A 14,904-nucleotide genomic window follows, 5' to 3' on the forward strand; every position below is an offset into this window, starting at 1 on the left:
CGAGGTCACGGCCACAGGCCGGACCCGGCCGCTGCGCAGATGGCCCAGCGCCGCCGCGTCGAACACGCTGAACTGCACCTGATCGCCGATGAGCGAGGTCAGCGCCTCGTTGGTGCCGCGGTAGGGAATGTGGGTGGCCTTCATGCCCGCCCGGCGCAGGAACATCTCGGTGGTGAGGTGCGGGCCGGCGCCATTGCCGGTGGACGCGTACGACAGCCCCTGGGGCGTGGCCTTGGCCAGCGCCACCAGGTCAGCCACGGTGGCGACCTTGGTGGTGGGCGAGACCGAGAGCACGAAGGGAGCGTCGGCCACCAGCGAGACGGGGGCCAGCGCCGTGGCGGGGTCGTAGGGCAGCTTGGTGTAGAGGCTTGCGGAAGTCGCATACGACAGCACATAGGCCAGGTAGAGCGTGTGCCCGTCAGGCGCCGACTGCGCCACGTAGGCCGAGGCAACGGTCGTGCCCGCACCGGGCTTGTTCTCGATGATCACGGGCTGCTGCCAGATCTCCGCCAGCCGCTCGGCCAGGATGCGCGCCGATGCGTCCGCCGACCCGCCCGGGCTGAAGGGCACCACGATGCGCACCACGCGTGATGGAAAGGCTGCCGCAGGCTGCTGGGCCAGCGCCGGCACGCAGGCCGCGGAGAGGATGGCCGCGACGGCGGCGAGCACGGATCGGCGAACGGGATGGGTCATGGCGTAGTCTCCTTCTGGGTTCTGGTGCAAGGTGTCAGCAGCAGCGTCCCGGCAGGCGTGACAGGCCCCCGGATTGAAACAAGGTGCCGGCCAGCGGCGAGGGTTCGTGCACCTCGACGTCGTGGAGGTCGGTGGGCTCGCCACGCGCGGCCATCTCCCGGCGCCGGGCGGCGGTGGCCTCGTGGTCGATGTGGCCGCTCTCTGCGAAGACGATCCCGTACAGCTTCTCGGCGCGCCCGGCCGACACGTAGCCCTGCAGGATGTCGAACTCGACCCGTTCCACCGGCCGCTCCAGCGGATTGCCGTAGCCGCCGCCACCGCCGGACCGCAGCACGTAGCGCTCGTTCGGCTTGAGCGAACGGGCCAGCACCTTGCCGCTGGGAAAGAAGGTCTCGGCCTCGTCCTCGAGCTGCACCGACACCTGGTTGCCCGCGCCCGAGAGGCCACCGAACAACCCCCAGGGCCGGCAGTGGGTGCGATCCACCTGGCAGTTGAACATGAGCGTGTTCACCGCGCGCCCCACCTTCTCCGTGCCCAGGCCGCCCTGCCAGGTGCCCGCGCCGCCGGAGTCACGGCGCAACTGGTAGCGCTCGATCACGACCGGGTACTTCGCTTCGAGCTGCTCGATGGGCGCATTGTGCGTGTCGCCGTCGTTGATGCAGATGGTGGCGTGCGATCCGTCCGCGCCGCGCTTGGCGCCCCAGCCGCCACCGATGAGCCCGCCGGAGAAGATCATCAGCTGGCCGTCGGGCCGGCGCGTGTTGATGATGGCCGACATCAGGTCCGCATGATGGCCGGCGATCACGCGGTCGGGGATGGCCGGCGCGAGCGCCTTGAAGATCGTGTCTACCACCGTCATCGGGAAGGTCATCCACCAGCGCATGGCGGCGGGGCGCACCGCGCTGACCACGCGGCCCGGCGGCAGCACGATCTTCAGCGGCCGGAAGCTGCCCTCGTTGATGGGGCGCTCCAGCGCCGAGGTGAGGCACTTGAAGGCAACCTGGCAGCAGGCGCGACCCGCGGCCTCGCCCGAGTTGTAGAAGCCGCGCACCTGCTCGCCCACGTCGCTCAGGTCGATCTCCATCTCGTCGCCGCGCACCGTCACCTTCACTCGGATGGGGATGCGGCGCCCCGAGGCCACGCCGTCGTCGTCCATATACGACTCGGCCTCGTACACGCCGTCAGGGATGCTGCGCACGTGTTCGCGCGCCACTGCCTCGGTGTGGTCCATGATCGCCGCGATGCCCCCCAGCACAGCCTCGGTACCGTAGCGGCGCAGCATTTCCGAGAAGCGGCGGGCACCCATCTTCACGGCGGCCACCTGCGCGTCGAGGTCACCATTGGCGCGGTCAGGCACGCGCACGTTCATCCGGATGATGGCCAGGATGTCGCGGTTGACCTCGCCCTGTCGCTCGTACTTGACGATGGGCATCTGCAGCCCCTCTGCATAGATGTCGGTCGTCATGCCGTCGAGCACGCCGCCGATATCCACCCAATGCGCCATGCACGCGGTGAAGGCAACCAGACGGTCGCCGTCGAACACCGGTACCACGAAGGTCATGTGGTTCAGGTGGCTGCCCGTGATGTAGGCGTCGTTGGTGAGCAGAACGTCACCGGGGTGCAGGTTCTCGACGCCGAAGTGCCCGATCATGGCCTTCACGGTGTCGCTCATGCCGCGAATGAACATGGGCAGGCCGATGCCGATGGAGACCGTGTCGCCGCGCGCGTCGAACACGCCCACGGTGAAATCCTGCGCCTCGTAGATGATCATGTTGTAGGCCGTGCGCATGAGGATGGCCTTCATCTCCTCGGTGATGGCCACCAGACCGTTGCGCACGATCTCGGTAACCACGGGGTCGTGCATGGCGGCGCCTGGCGCGAGGTTGGGTGGCTGCGTCTGCATCATTGGTTTCCGATCCGGATGACGAGGTCGCCCCAGGGGCTCACCTCCAGGTGGTCGCCCGGCAGCACGACGGTGGTGGAGGCGTGTTCCTCCACCAGCGCCGGCCCGGCCAGGGTGTCGCCCGCCGCCAGCGCGGCGCGCTGAACCACGGGCGTGTCGACGAAGCCGCCAGCCTCGCTGAAGTACACCGGCCGCGCCTCGTGCGCGGGGGCGTGCTGGCTCGCAGCGAGACGCGGGCTCTCGGGCTTGGGCAGGGGGCCGATCACCGAGGCATGCAGGCTCACAATCTCCGCCGGTGCGTTCGCGTTGCTGAAGCCGTAGCGTCGCGCATGGATCGCGTCGAACTGCCGCTTGATGCCAGCGACGTCCTGGGCTGCGAAGAGTGCCGCCGGCAGATCCACGGTGACGGAGTGCTCCTGACCCACATAGCGCATGTCGGCCGCGCGGCGGGTGACGAGGGCAGCGCCGCCGGGCACCTGCCCCTGCAACGAGGCGCGGCCCTCTTCTTCCATGGCGGCGTAGATCCGCTCCATCTCTGCGATCTGCAGGCCGGCAAGCGGCCGGAACCAGGTCTTCACGAAGTCGCGCCGCAGGTCGGCCATCAGCATGCCGTAGGCGGAGAAGTGGCCCGGCGAGGGCGGGATGATCAGCTGGGGCATGCGAAGCTCGCGCGCCACCAGGCTCGCATGCAGCGGCCCTGCGCCGCCGTAGCCCACCATGCTGAAGTCGCCGGCATCCAGCCCGCGCTCCGTGGTGACGCGCGTGACCACGTGGGACATGGTGGTGGCCGCGATGCGGATGATGCCTTCCGCGGCGGCCAGAACGTCGATGCCCAGCGGCCCGGCCACGTGCGTCTGCAGCGCCGAGCGCGCACGCTCCAGATCGAGCGGCATCTCGCCGCCCAGGAAGCGCGTGGCGCTCAGCCGGCCGAGCACCAGGTTCGCGTCCGTCACCGTCGGCAGCGTGCCGCCCCGCGCATAGCAGGCCGGGCCGGGGACCGCGCCCGCGCTCTGCGGACCCACGCGCAGGCCGCCGCCCGGCTCCACGCGCGCCAGGCTGCCGCCGCCCGTGCCCACCTCCTGGATGTCGATCAGCGGAATCTGGATCGGCAGGCCGTTGTTGTAACCGCCGATCATGATGTTGCCGGCCATCACCACCTCACCGTCGGCCACCACGCCGGCCTTGGCGGTGGTGCCGCCCATGTCGAAGGCAATGGCATGGCGCAGACCCAGCCGCTCGCACACCGCCTGGGTACCGATCACGCCCGCCGCGGGGCCCGATTCGAGCATGCGGATGCATTCGCTCTGCGCGCTCTGCACGTCATACAGGCCACCGCTGGACTGCACCACGTAGAAGCTGCCCTGGAAGCGCTCGCGGGCCAGCCGCTGATCGATCTCCGCCAGGTAGCTGCGCACCCGCGGGCCCACGTAGGCATTGGCGGCCACCGTGGAGGTGCGCTCGAACTCGCGGTATTCCTGCGAGATCTCGTGCGAGGCGGTGATGAACATGCCAGGGCACAGCGCCTGCAGCCGCTGCTTGGCATGCAGCTCGTGGGCCGGGTTGGCGTAGGAGTGCAGGAACAGGATGGCCACGGCCTGCGCGTCTTCCTCGCGCAGCTGGCGGGCGATCGTCTCCAGCTCCTGGTCGTCCAGAGGGACCAGCACTTCGCCCTTTGCGCTCATGCGTTCGGTGAGCTCGTAGCGCCAGGCCCGCTGGATGAGCGGCTCGTGCTTGGTGAAGAACAGGTTGTAGGCATCCGGCCGGTTGATGCGGCCGATCTCGTAGATGTCGCGAAAGCCCCGCGTGGTGATCAACGCGGTGCGCGCGCCCGTGCGTTCCAGGATCGTGTTGATGGCCACGGTGGTGCCATGCAGGAAGAGGCGGGTGTCGGCGATCTCCGGCCCCGCCTTCTTCACCCCGGTGACGATGCCCTCGATCAGGCTGTCGGGCGTCGTCAGCGTCTTGCCGAAGCAGGAGCGTCCGGTGTGCTCGTCGAACGTCACCACGTCGGTGAATGTTCCCCCCACATCCGCGGCGACGCGATGGGAGGGAGAGCGGGAGGCGGTGGAAATCGTCATGGTGCGGAAGGTCTTTGCGGCAGTGTGGCTTCCCCAGACCCCTCCAGTCCAATACCATCGCAGGGCGCGGCCATACCGTTTGGGTATGGCAAGGAGCACCCATGGAATTGAGGCAACTGCGCTACTTCGTCGCCGTGGCCGAGGCCAAGAACCTCAGCCGGGCAGCCGAGCGGCTGCACCTTTCGCAGCCCCCGCTCACGCGCCAGATCCGCCAGCTCGAGATCGATGTCGGCGCGCGCCTGTTCGAGCGCACCTCCCGCGGCGTGGAACTCACCGAAGCCGGACGCCTGTTCCTCGACGACGCGCGCAACATCCTCGACCTGGTGCCGCGCGCCGCCGCCCGCGCACGCAGCGCCCACGCGGGGCAGATCGGCCGGCTCGACGTGGCAGTGTTCGGCTCGGTGATGTTCGGCCGCCTGCCGCAACTGCTGGCGGCGTTCCGCGCGGCGCACCCTGGCGTGGAGCTGGTCTTCCACACCATGAACAAGGGCGACCAGATCCAGGCGCTGCGGCAGGGGCGCATCCATGCCGGATTCAGCCGCCTCACCTCCAGCTACCCCGACATGGCCAGCGAGACGTTGCAGCACGAGCGGCTGCTGGTGGCCCTGCCGGAAGGCCACGCCTTGCTGCAGCGCAAGCAGCTGCGGGTGCAGCACCTGGCGGATTGCCCGCTGGTGCTGTTTGCGAGCGGGCCGCGGCCCAACTTCACCGATGTGGTGTTCTCGTTGTTCGAACGCGTCGGGCTGCGCCCCACGCTCAGCCAGACCGTGGAGGATGCGGTGACGGGCATCGCGCTGGTGGCGGCCGGCTTCGGGGCCTGCCTGGTGCCGGCATCCGCGGCCTACGTGCAAGTGCCTGGCGTTGCCTACCGCCCGCTGGCGCAGGCGTCCAGCAAGCTGCTGGACGTGAATTGCATCTATCGGCGTGCCGACGGGTCGGCCGTCACGGCCGCCTTCGTACGCATGGTGCGCGAGTTCGGCCGGCAGGGCTGAGACGGCGCCCCATGCAAACGCCCCTGCGGGGGCAGGTCCCGCTACAGCGGCGCCGGCGTCCAGTCTGCCATCAACGTATTCACCAGCCGGCCAACGCCTTCCACCTCGCACACCACCTCGTCGCCCGGCCGCACATCCACCGATCCCTTGGGCGTGCCGGTGTAGATCACGTCGCCGGGAGACAGGGTCATGATGCCGCTGAGGAATTCGATGAGCGAGGCCACGTCGTGGATCATGTCGGCGCTGGAGCCTTCCTGCACCAGCTGCCCGTTCACGTGCGTGGTGAGGCGCAGGGCCTGCGGGTCGGGCACCTCGGCGGCGGGCACGAACCACGGGCCCATCGCGGTGCAGCCATCGCGGTTCTTCACGCGCAGGTTGGGCCGGTAGTACGGCTCCAGGAAGTTGCGGATCGCGTAATCATTGCCCACGGTGTAGCCGCCCACGTAGGCCAGTGCGTCTTCCTTGCGCACGTTGCGCGCTTCGCGGCCGATCACCACCACGAGTTCGCACTCGTAGTGCATGAACTCGGCCTCGGCCGGCCGGCGCGTCAGGCCCCGGTGGCCGATGAGGGCATTGGCCGCCTTCAGGAAGACGATGGGTTCGCTGCGCTGCGCCTGCAGGAAGCTGCCCTGCTCCTTCGACGATTTCGCGGCCAGCTCGGTGGCGTGGTCCGCGTAGTTCAGCGCCAGGGTAAAGATCGTGCGCGGCTCGATGGGCGGCAGCCACTGCACGGCCTCCTCGGCCACCACGCGGCCATCGGCCAGACGCACGCCGCCGCCCGCGGCCGGCGTGCAGCCATGGATGGCGCCGCCATAGACAACACGGCCTTGCCTCATGCCAACTCCCCTTGTGCGTGGATGCGGTTGCTCACACGCCCCACACCATCGATCTCCACCGCCACCTCGTCGCCCGCGCGCGCCAGCGGCACGCCGTGCGGCACCCCCACCAGCAGGATGTCGCCCGGCTCCAGGGTCATGAACTCGGTCACGTCTGCCATCAGCCGCGCCACAGGGCGGATCAGCTCACGCAGGCTGTGCGTGGACTTCAGTTCACCGTTGACGAAGGCGCGGAGTTCCAGCGCGTCGGGGTTCGCCACCGCGGCCGCCGGCACCTGCGTGCCGATGGGGCAGAAGCCATCGCGGCACTTCTGCTTGATGGGCGGGCGCAGCACCGCCTGATGCGGCACCGTCACGTCATTCACCGGCACATAGCCCGCCACGAAATCCATCGCTGCCGCCTCGGGCACGCGCGCGGCGGGCCGCCCGATCACCACGCCCAGCGTCGCGCCCACGCGCACCTCGCTCACGCCGGCGGGCAGCACGATGGCCGCACCGTCGTGGCTGAAGGTATTGGCGGGCTTCAGGTACAGCACCACGTGCTGCGGCGGCTTGAAGTGCGGCTCCTGGTGCATGGCGGGTTCCAGGGCCTTCCATTCGTCCTGGAAGTTCAGGAGCGCTCCGACAACGGTCCGCGTCCTCATGCGGCGCTCCCGTAGCCGAACAGCACCGAGGGATTGTCCACGAGGATGCGGCGCAACTCGTCTTCACTGCGGACATAGCGGTACAGCAGCTCCAGCAGATCGGCGTCGTTGGGCGGCTGCTTCTTCGAGACGGGGTGCGGCCAGTCGCTGGCCCACACGCAGCGGTCGGGCGCGGCGTCGATCAGCGCGCGGGCGATGGGCACCACGTCGTCGTAGGGCTCCCCCTGCACCGAGACCTTCTCGCCCAGCGACAGCATCACCCAGAAGTTGCCGCGCGCCAGCAGCTCGCGCAGCTTGCGCACGTTGGGGTCACGTTCCGCACCCAGGGCGGCATCGGCGCGCCCCATGTGGTCGATGAGGATGGGCAGGTCCTCGATGTGCTCGAACCAGGGCAGGCTCTCGGCAATGCCGTTCTGCTCGGGCTGGATCTTCATGTACCAGCCCATCTCGCGGATGCGGGCCACCGCGCGCTCGAACGCGGGCGCGCTCAGCACCGCGCCCAGCGCCTGGCGGAACGAGAAGCGCGCACCGCGCACCCCCGCGTCGTGCAGCTTGTGCAGGTACGCATCGTCACGCGCCTCGAACACCAGCGCGTTCGCGCAGCCCTTGTAGCCGGGCCCCAGCTCGGCCAGCGCGTCGAGCACCACCGTGTGGTCTTCGCCGTAGGTGGTGGTCTGCACCACGATGCCGCGCTGGAAACCCAGCGCGCCGTGCACCCGCTTCAGCGCCGCGGGCGTGGCCGTGGGCATCTCGTAGGCCGCGCCCGGGCGCACCGGGTACCTCTCGCGCGGGCCGAGGATGTGGAACTGCGCGTCGATGGCGCCCGGCAGGGCCTGGCGCGACGGGATGCGCGGGTTGGGGTCGAAGGGGTAGTAGTCAGGCATGGGCGGGTGTCAGTCGATCCAGGCAGTGATCTCGCACTGCACCAGGATGCCGGTGGTCAGGCCGGCAGCCTGCAGCGTCACGCGCGCGGGCCGGTGCTCGGCATCGGGGAACATCGCGAGCCACTGCTCGTTGAGCGGGCCGCGCTGGGTGAAGTCCTGCAGCCACACCGTCATGCGCACCAGGTCATCGGGCGTGCCACCAGCGGCGGCGAGCACGCTGCGCACCTGCTGGAACATCAGCGCGCACTGTGCCTCCAGGCCCTCCCCCATCTTGCCCGTGGCGGGGTCCATGCCGTTGATCAGGCCGCTCTGCAACAGCGGGCCCTTGCGGGCGGCGGCCGGGATCGGGTTCTTGTGGCTGAAGCCCGCCACGTGCAGCGTCTGGCGCTCGGTCATGTTCACTGCGCGGTGATGTTCGCGGCCTTGATGATCGGGATCCAGGTGTCCTCTTCCTTCTGCAGGTAGGTGCTGAACTGCTGCGTGGACATCCACGTGGCCTCGGCGCCGGCCTGGAAGAAGCGGTCCTGGATGGCCTTGGTCTCCAGCACCGTCTTGAGCGCCGCGTTCAGCTTGCTGATCACGGCCGGCGGCGTGCCGGCCGGCGCCAGCAGGCCGGTGAACGTCTGGCCTTCCACGCCCTTGATGCCCTGCTCTTCCAGCGTGGGCACGTTGGGCAGCCAGGGCACGCGCTTGGGCGCCACCACGGCCAGCGCGCGGGTGCGGCCGTCCTTGATGAAGGCCTGGGCCACCGACACCTGGTCGAAGTTGAACTGCACCTGCCCGCCCAGCAGGTCATTGGTGGCGGGCGCGTTGCCCTTGTAGTGCACCGTCGTCCATTGCACGCCGGTGGCCTTCTGCAGCATCTCGCTCAGCAGGTGGTTGGTGGTACCCGCGCCGGGCGAAGCCATGGTCACCGCCTTCGGGTTGGCCTTGGCCAGCGCCAGCAGCTCGGGCACGGTCTTCGCGTTCACCGACGGATGCACCTGGATCAGCAACGGCGTGAGCGACACCGTGGAGATGGGCACGAAGTTCTTCTGCCAGTGATACACCGGCCGATTGAAGATGGTGGGCGAGAACAGCAGCGGGCCGTTGGCCGCCAGGAACAGCGTGTAGCCATCGGGTTCGGCCTTGGCCACGGACTCGCCGGCGATCAGCCCGCCGGCGCCGGCCTTGTTCTCCACCACGATGGGCTGGCCCAGGGCCTTCTGCAGGTCTTGCGCAATGATGCGCGCGGCACCGTCGACGTTGCCGCCGGGCGGGTAAGGCACCACGATGCGAATGGGCTTGGCGGGCCACGTGTCCTGGGCGATGGCGGGGCCGGTGGCACCCAGCACGGCAGCGCCGAAAGCGGCGAGGGCAATGAGCTTGCGCATGGTCGGTTGTCTCCTTCAATGGGACCCGACTCTAGGCAAGCCGCTGGGCAGCGGCAATCGGGATCTGCGCGAAACTTCCAGATCATGGAAGAAATCGCGGCACCCCATCTGCGCCCCGCCACTGCTGTGTTCTAGGATTCGCCCATCCGGCACCCCGCCCGCTCTTCCGCATCCTGGACACCTGCCATGCGCATCCTCGCCTCCGACCTGGACCCGCAGCAAACCTACAAGCTGCTCACGGGCATCATCGTGCCCCGCCCCATCGCCTGGGTGTGCACGCGCTCGGCCGCGGGCGTGCTGAACCTCGCGCCCTTCAGCGCCTTCACCTTCGTCTCGAACAAGCCGCCCATGATCGGCGTGAACATCGGCCGCAAGGCCGGCGTGATGAAGGACACCGGCAACAACATCCTGGCGCAGCGCGAGTACGTGGTGCACATCGCTGACGAGGCCCTCCTCCACCCCCTGCACGACAGCTCGGAAGAACATCCCCCGGAGGTGAGCGAGGTGGAACTGCTGGGCCTGGAAACCGTGCCCAGCGACTTCATCGCGGTGCCTCGCCTGGCCGCGCCGCCCGTGGCCATGGAATGCCGGCTGCACCAGTCGATCGCCTTCGGCGCCACGGGTTCGGAGTTCATGGTGGGCGAGGTGCTCGCCTTCCACGTGCGCGACGGCCTGGCGCGCGACGGCAAGATCGACACGCTGGCGCTCAACCCGATCTGCCGGCTGGGCGGCCCGAACTACGCGACGCTGGGCAAAGTGGTCACGCTGCGCGCGGTGGCGCAGACCGGCAAGACGGTGATGGAAGGCTGAGCCCACCATGGCGCGCGCGCCCGCCCCCGCGGAACCGACCGACGGCGCGCAGAGCGTGCGCCGGGCCCTGGCGATCCTGCGGCTGGTGGCGGCGGGGCAAGACCGCGGGGTGCGCCTGACCGACGTGGCCACGATGTCGGGCCTGACACCGCCCACCGTGCACCGCTTCCTAAAGGTGCTGATGGAAGAGACGGCCGTCGAGCAGGACCCGGCCACGCGCCGCTACCGCATCGGGCACGAGATCACGCTGCTGGGCCTGGCACGCACCGGCGGCGTGTCGATCCGCGGCATTGCAGAACCCTACCTGGCGGCGCTGGCCGCTGCGGCGGGGCACACCGTGTTCCTGAGCGTGCGTCACGGGGCCGATTCGGTGTGCATCGCCAGGCACCTGGGCTCGGACCCGATCCAGGTGCTCTCGATCGACGTGGGCGCGCGCCGGCCCCTGGGCGCCAGCGTGTCGGGCATCGCCTTGCTGGCCGGTCTGCCGGTGGCGGAGGCGCGGGCGCTGACGCAACGCAATGCGCAGCGGCTGCAAGGCGCCGGCCGCACCGTGACCCAGGTGCTGGCCGCAGCGGAGGCGTGTCGCACGCACGGGCACACCTACGCGCCCGAAGGCGTGATGCCTGGCACGAGCGCGCTGGCCGTGCCCCTGCGCGACGCGACCGGCGGCGTGGTGGGCGCGATCAGCATCGCCGCGCTGGCCGACCGCCTGCCGCGCGAGCGCGTGCGCGGCACCGTGGCACGGATGCACGAGCAGGCGACGCTGGTGTGCCAGCGCCTTGGCGAGATCGAGCGGGCCCGCAGCCGCCGCCGCTGAACCGGCCATGCCCGGCCGGCACAATTGCCCCCATGCACATGCTGATCCTCGGCGGTACCGGGTGGCTCGGCGCCACCGTCGCGCAACTGGCGCTGGCCGACGGCCATGCGGTGACCTGCCTGGCACGCGGAAAATCCGGCGCTGTGCCCGCGGGCGCCACGCTGGTGCAGGCCGACCGCAAAGCCGACGACGCGTACGCCGGCGTCACCGGCAATCACTGGGACGTGGTGGTCGACATCGCCAGCCAGCCTGGCCAGGTGCGGGCAGCCGCCGATGCACTGGCACCGCGCTGCGGCCACTGCATCTTCGTCTCTTCGGCCAGCGTGTACGCCAGCCACCAGACGCCGCACGAGGACGAAGACGCGCCCTTGCTCGCCCCGCTGGCTGCGGACGCCATGGCCGACATGGGCGAGTACGGCGCTGCCAAGGCGGCTTGCGAGCAGCATGTGCGCGCCGCCTTCGGCGACCACCGATCCCTGATCGTGCGGCCGGGCCTGATCGGCGGGCCGGGCGACCGGTCGGACCGCACGGGGTACTGGCCCTCGCGCTTCGCCCGCGCCCGCGTGACCGGCCAGCCGGTGCTGGTGCCCGAGCCCGCCACGGGCGCGACGCAGGTCATCGACGTGCGAGACCTCGCGCGCTGGATCGTGGACTGCGCGGTGCGGCGCACGGCCGGCATCTTCAACGCGGTCGGTCCCGTCGTGCCGCTGGCCGACCACCTGGCCGTGGCACGCGAAGTGGCTGGCCATGACGGTGCCGTGGTGGCGGCGCCCACCGATTGGCTCACGGCCCAGGGTGTGGCGCCGTGGGCTGGCCCGAAATCGCTGCCGCTGTGGCTGCCGATGGCCGACTACGCGGGCTTCGGCGCGCGCGACGGCCAGCGAGCGGTGGCAGCGGGCCTGTCGCTGCGGCCCCTGCCGCAGACGCTGGCCGACACGCTGGCGTGGGAGCACACGCGTGCCGCCGACACACCGCGCCGCGCCGGCCTGACAGACGAGGAAGAGGCCGCGCTGCTGCTGGCGCTGCGGGGCTGAGCGCGCGACGGCCGAGGATCAGGCGGGCGTTCGACCCTTGACCGCATTCGCCCGCGCAGTCACCTCCACATGCCCATCGCTAGAGGCTTGCAACTGTTGCATGACCCTTTCGCGCGCTTCCCGCAGCTGCCCGGCGTCGAGCGAGGCCGACAACTGGCGCAGGCGCGGACTCCCCAGAGCTGATCGCCAATAGGCCTCGAAGTCGTCGAAGCGACGCCGTACCTCGAAGGCACATGTCTGCACGTCCGTCAGGCCCGCGTCCTGCCACAGACCCGCAGAGGCCGTGAGTGATGACGCCCAGGCGCTCTGGGGCATCGGCGAGTCGTGCCCTTGGCGGCGGACCGCATCGAGGATGGGCTGCAACGGCAGACCGCCGCCAGCCAGATCCCAGTGGTAGGCGGCGACCAGGCCGCCGGGTCGGCAGACGCGCACCATCTCCCGAACACCCAGCAGCGGGTCCGGCAGGAAGAAGAGGACCAAGGCCATCACCGCCGCGTCCACACAACGGTCTTCCATGGGGAGCGCTTGCGCGTCCCCCTCGACGAACCGGACCGTGGCGGTGGCCGCCCGCTGCCGGGCGAACGCCAGCTGGGCGGGCGCGGGATCGACGCCGGTCACGGACCGCGGCATCTGCGCCTCCACGAGAACCCGCGTGAAGGACCCGTCGCCGCAACCGGCGTCCAGCCAGTCCAGACCCGCCGGCAGCTGCAACCAATCGAGGAAAGGGCGCGCCACGAGCGCGCTCCACCGGCCCATCATCTGCTCGTAGGCCGCGCCATCGTCGAACACGAACTCACCGGATGGGCCGGCCGTTGTCATACTGGACCCGTTCACGCCACACTCCCCGTACCTTGGACAAGCTCAGAGCGATTCAATACTTTCTTTCCGCGGCCCAGGCCGGCAGCCTCTCCGCCGCCGCCCGGCAGCAGGGCGTGAGCCTGCAGGCGGTGGCGAAGCTGGTGAGCGCGCTGGAAGCGCAGCTCGGCACGCGGCTCTTCGAGCGCGCACACAACGGGCTCACGCTCACGGTGGACGGCGCCCAGTACGCGGAGGCCTGTGCGCCCCTGGTGGCGCTTTTGCAGGCGGCGGATGATGGCTTGCGGCAGTCGAAGCAACGGCCGCAGGGCACGCTCGTGATCGGTGCGACGCCCTTCTTCCTGCAGCACGCGGTCGTTCCGGGCTTGCCGGACTTTCACGCCAGCTACCCGGATCTCGGGCTGGACGCACGCGCCGTCGTCCATGTCGACGACGCGGCCGCCCGGGATTGCGACGTGCTGCTTCTGCATGGATGGTTCGACGCTGGGGACTGGGTCCGTCGCGAGCTGCCGGTCATGCGCCAGGTCACGGTCGCCACGCCCGAGTACTGGCGGCGCCACGGCATGCCGCGGCATCCCCAGGAGCTGACCCGACACAACTGCCTCTGCTACCGCAATCCCTACGGCAAGCTGCTGGACCTGTGGCGCTATCGCCAGCTTGGCGGACGCGAGGAGGTGATCGAGGAGGTCGTGGTGTCGGGCTGGCTGAGCTCGAACCATCGCGACCACCTGGTCGAGCTGGTGCGGCGCGATGCCGGCGTGATGCGTGCGGCCCATGCCACGGAGCAGGAAGCGCTGGCCAGTGGCCGCCTCGTGCCAGCATTGCTGGATTGGGAGCTCATGGACCCGCCTCCGCTGGCCCTCTACTATCGTCCCGAGCATCGTCGAACCCTCCGCCTGCGCGTCTTCATGGAGTGGGTGGAAGCCCGCTGCGCCGATCTCGCGCAGCTCACAGGGGGTGCCGTCCTCTCCGACGCGGCCGGGCGGCCCGCCTGGCATCAGGGCAACCACCGCAGGGCGTCCAGCTGGCTGAACCGGCGCTGACCGCTGCCTCAATCGACACTGGCGCCGGTGTCACGCGCGTACTGCATGTACTGGGCTTCCGCTTGCAGCATCAGCTCACGCGTCTCGGCGGGCGACCGCACCGGCCCCGAAATGAGCAGTCGCTCCATTTCCTGCTTGTAGTCGGCCGTCTGGGTGGCGCGGCGCACTGCGGCGGCGAGCTGTTCGACGATGTCCGCCCGCAGCCTGGGCGGCCCCACCAGGAAGTGCGCGGTGATCAGCGGCGCCGCCGTCACGCCTGACTCCCGCAGCGTGGGCACGTTGGGAACGCTGGTCAGACGCTCCGCCATGCTGCAGCCCAGCATCACCAGCCGGCCCGATCGCACGTGCGGCAGGCTGGCCCCGACGGGCAGCACAGCCGCCTGGATCCGGCCTTCCAGCAGATCCGGCAGCATCTGCGGTGCGCCCCGGTAAGGCACCCGGTCCAGCTGGAAACCCAGTGCCCCCGTGACTTGCCCCGCCACCATGTCCTCGGCCACATTGTTGGAGCCGCGCAGGAGCGGCTTCGGACTGGCCTTGGCATGCGCCACGAACTCGGGCAAGGTCTTCGCGGCCACGCTCGCGGGCACCACCAGGCATTGCGTGTTGCCGCCGACGCTGGCGATCGGCGAGAACTCGGTGATGGACTTGTACGGCGCTGACTTGCTCAGGTACGGCAAGCCGGCATTGGAGGCCAGGGCAAAGAGCAAGGTGTAGCCGTCGGGCGCCGCGTTGAGCACCGCCTGCGCGCCGATGCCGGCGTTGGCCCCTGGCCGGTTGTCGACCACGACTTCCTGGCCGAGTCCGGCCGACAGCCCCCTGGCCAGGGCGCGTGCCGCTGCGTCGCTCGGCCCGCCGGCCGGGGTCGGGACGATCAGCCGTATCGGCATCGCCGGATAGGCGGCTTGCGCATGGGCGTGCGACGTCAGCAGTGCGAGGCCGCAGGCGAACAGGATCTCAGCCATTCGATGCATCTCAAGCTCC

At 69.9% G+C, this 14,904-nt stretch carries 15 protein-coding genes; 5 read left to right on the forward strand and 10 right to left on the reverse strand.

The window, feature by feature from the left end:
* From ACE3T5_RS13660 to ACE3T5_RS13670, 3 genes are all read right to left on the reverse strand, one after another.
* Positions 1-693, reverse strand: a 693-nt coding sequence (locus tag ACE3T5_RS13660) for a tripartite tricarboxylate transporter substrate-binding protein (protein WP_374668549.1), incomplete at its 3' end; no start/stop codon positions are given.
* Positions 694-727: 34 nt separating this feature from the next.
* Entirely contained in the window at positions 728-2,596 is a 1,869-nt protein-coding gene (locus tag ACE3T5_RS13665) for a hydantoinase B/oxoprolinase family protein (protein ID WP_374668551.1), read from the reverse strand.
* Entirely contained in the window at positions 2,596-4,674 is a 2,079-nt protein-coding gene (locus ACE3T5_RS13670; RefSeq protein WP_374668553.1) for a hydantoinase/oxoprolinase family protein, read from the reverse strand. Before ACE3T5_RS13670 ends, ACE3T5_RS13665 begins: the two co-directional genes overlap by 1 nt.
* A 101-nt stretch (positions 4,675-4,775) precedes the next feature.
* Here ACE3T5_RS13670 and ACE3T5_RS13675 point away from each other — a divergent pair, with 101 nt between their 5' ends.
* Positions 4,776-5,666: a LysR family transcriptional regulator gene (locus ACE3T5_RS13675; RefSeq protein WP_374668555.1), complete on the forward strand. Its 891-nt coding sequence runs from the start codon at positions 4,776-4,778 to the stop codon at positions 5,664-5,666.
* A 41-nt stretch (positions 5,667-5,707) separates the two neighbouring features.
* On the opposite strand, the gene ACE3T5_RS13680 is transcribed toward ACE3T5_RS13675, so the two are convergent.
* From ACE3T5_RS13680 to ACE3T5_RS13700, 5 genes are read right to left on the reverse strand one after another with little or no spacing between them, the layout of a single operon-like run.
* Positions 5,708-6,502: a fumarylacetoacetate hydrolase family protein gene (locus tag ACE3T5_RS13680; RefSeq protein ID WP_374668557.1), complete on the reverse strand. Its 795-nt coding sequence runs from the start codon at positions 6,500-6,502 to the stop codon at positions 5,708-5,710.
* Positions 6,499-7,146 (reverse strand): fumarylacetoacetate hydrolase family protein, encoded by a 648-nt coding sequence (locus tag ACE3T5_RS13685; RefSeq protein WP_374668559.1) that lies wholly within the window; start codon positions 7,144-7,146, stop codon positions 6,499-6,501. The genes ACE3T5_RS13680 and ACE3T5_RS13685 overlap by 4 nt, the downstream gene beginning before the upstream one ends.
* A complete protein-coding gene (locus ACE3T5_RS13690; protein ID WP_374668561.1) occupies positions 7,143-8,030 on the reverse strand; it encodes an amidohydrolase in 888 nt (295 codons plus the stop codon). The genes ACE3T5_RS13685 and ACE3T5_RS13690 overlap by 4 nt, the downstream gene beginning before the upstream one ends.
* Before the next feature lie 9 nt (positions 8,031-8,039).
* A complete protein-coding gene (locus tag ACE3T5_RS13695; protein ID WP_374668563.1) occupies positions 8,040-8,426 on the reverse strand; it encodes a RidA family protein in 387 nt (128 codons plus the stop codon).
* A 2-nt stretch (positions 8,427-8,428) separates the two neighbouring features.
* Positions 8,429-9,403 carry a Bug family tripartite tricarboxylate transporter substrate binding protein gene (locus ACE3T5_RS13700; RefSeq protein WP_374668565.1) on the reverse strand — a complete coding sequence of 325 codons (975 nt, stop codon included), beginning with the start codon at positions 9,401-9,403 and terminating at the stop codon, positions 8,429-8,431.
* A gap of 186 nt (positions 9,404-9,589) precedes the next feature.
* Between ACE3T5_RS13700 and ACE3T5_RS13705 the strand changes: the two genes are divergently transcribed.
* The 3 genes from ACE3T5_RS13705 to ACE3T5_RS13715 are packed head-to-tail and all read left to right on the forward strand — an operon-like array spanning position 9,590 to position 12,064.
* Positions 9,590-10,213 (forward strand): flavin reductase family protein, encoded by a 624-nt coding sequence (locus ACE3T5_RS13705; protein ID WP_374668567.1) that lies wholly within the window; start codon positions 9,590-9,592, stop codon positions 10,211-10,213.
* Positions 10,214-10,220: 7 nt separating this feature from the next.
* Positions 10,221-11,030, forward strand: a complete 810-nt coding sequence (locus tag ACE3T5_RS13710; protein ID WP_374668569.1) for an IclR family transcriptional regulator — start codon at positions 10,221-10,223, stop codon at positions 11,028-11,030.
* A gap of 32 nt (positions 11,031-11,062) precedes the next feature.
* Positions 11,063-12,064 (forward strand): NAD-dependent epimerase/dehydratase family protein, encoded by a 1,002-nt coding sequence (locus ACE3T5_RS13715; RefSeq protein WP_374668571.1) that lies wholly within the window; start codon positions 11,063-11,065, stop codon positions 12,062-12,064.
* An 18-nt stretch (positions 12,065-12,082) separates the two neighbouring features.
* On the opposite strand, the gene ACE3T5_RS13720 is transcribed toward ACE3T5_RS13715, so the two are convergent.
* Complete coding sequence (locus ACE3T5_RS13720) at positions 12,083-12,853, reverse strand: class I SAM-dependent methyltransferase (protein WP_374668573.1); 771 nt, start codon at positions 12,851-12,853, stop codon at positions 12,083-12,085.
* A 62-nt stretch (positions 12,854-12,915) separates the two neighbouring features.
* On the opposite strand from ACE3T5_RS13720, the gene ACE3T5_RS13725 reads away from it, so the two are divergent.
* Positions 12,916-13,923, forward strand: a complete 1,008-nt coding sequence (locus tag ACE3T5_RS13725; RefSeq protein ID WP_374668575.1) for a LysR family transcriptional regulator — start codon at positions 12,916-12,918, stop codon at positions 13,921-13,923.
* An 8-nt stretch (positions 13,924-13,931) separates the two neighbouring features.
* Here the strand turns inward: ACE3T5_RS13725 and ACE3T5_RS13730 are convergent, their stop codons facing one another.
* The gene (locus ACE3T5_RS13730; protein WP_374668576.1) at positions 13,932-14,885 is read right to left on the reverse strand and encodes a tripartite tricarboxylate transporter substrate binding protein; all 954 of its coding nucleotides are present in this window, start codon (positions 14,883-14,885) and stop codon (positions 13,932-13,934) included.
* Positions 14,886-14,904: the final 19 nt, after the last annotated feature.

This window comes from Ramlibacter sp. (genome assembly GCF_041916345.1).
Lineage (GTDB): Bacteria > Pseudomonadota > Gammaproteobacteria > Burkholderiales > Burkholderiaceae_C > Ramlibacter.

Excerpts from the sequence above, each read along its gene's own strand:
- ACE3T5_RS13665 (WP_374668551.1), bottom strand. The coding sequence starts at position 2,596 with ATGCAGACGCAGCCACCCAACCTCGCGCCAGGCGCCGCCATGCACGAC.
- ACE3T5_RS13670 (WP_374668553.1), bottom strand. The coding sequence starts at position 4,674 with ATGACGATTTCCACCGCCTCCCGCTCTCCCTCCCATCGCGTCGCCGCG.
- ACE3T5_RS13675 (WP_374668555.1), top strand. The coding sequence starts at position 4,776 with ATGGAATTGAGGCAACTGCGCTACTTCGTCGCCGTGGCCGAGGCCAAG.
- ACE3T5_RS13680 (WP_374668557.1), bottom strand. The coding sequence starts at position 6,502 with ATGAGGCAAGGCCGTGTTGTCTATGGCGGCGCCATCCATGGCTGCACG.
- ACE3T5_RS13685 (WP_374668559.1), bottom strand. The coding sequence starts at position 7,146 with ATGAGGACGCGGACCGTTGTCGGAGCGCTCCTGAACTTCCAGGACGAA.
- ACE3T5_RS13690 (WP_374668561.1), bottom strand. The coding sequence starts at position 8,030 with ATGCCTGACTACTACCCCTTCGACCCCAACCCGCGCATCCCGTCGCGC.
- ACE3T5_RS13695 (WP_374668563.1), bottom strand. The coding sequence starts at position 8,426 with ATGACCGAGCGCCAGACGCTGCACGTGGCGGGCTTCAGCCACAAGAAC.
- ACE3T5_RS13700 (WP_374668565.1), bottom strand. The coding sequence starts at position 9,403 with ATGCGCAAGCTCATTGCCCTCGCCGCTTTCGGCGCTGCCGTGCTGGGT.
- ACE3T5_RS13705 (WP_374668567.1), top strand. The coding sequence starts at position 9,590 with ATGCGCATCCTCGCCTCCGACCTGGACCCGCAGCAAACCTACAAGCTG.
- ACE3T5_RS13710 (WP_374668569.1), top strand. The coding sequence starts at position 10,221 with ATGGCGCGCGCGCCCGCCCCCGCGGAACCGACCGACGGCGCGCAGAGC.
- ACE3T5_RS13715 (WP_374668571.1), top strand. The coding sequence starts at position 11,063 with ATGCACATGCTGATCCTCGGCGGTACCGGGTGGCTCGGCGCCACCGTC.
- ACE3T5_RS13730 (WP_374668576.1), bottom strand. The coding sequence starts at position 14,885 with ATGGCTGAGATCCTGTTCGCCTGCGGCCTCGCACTGCTGACGTCGCAC.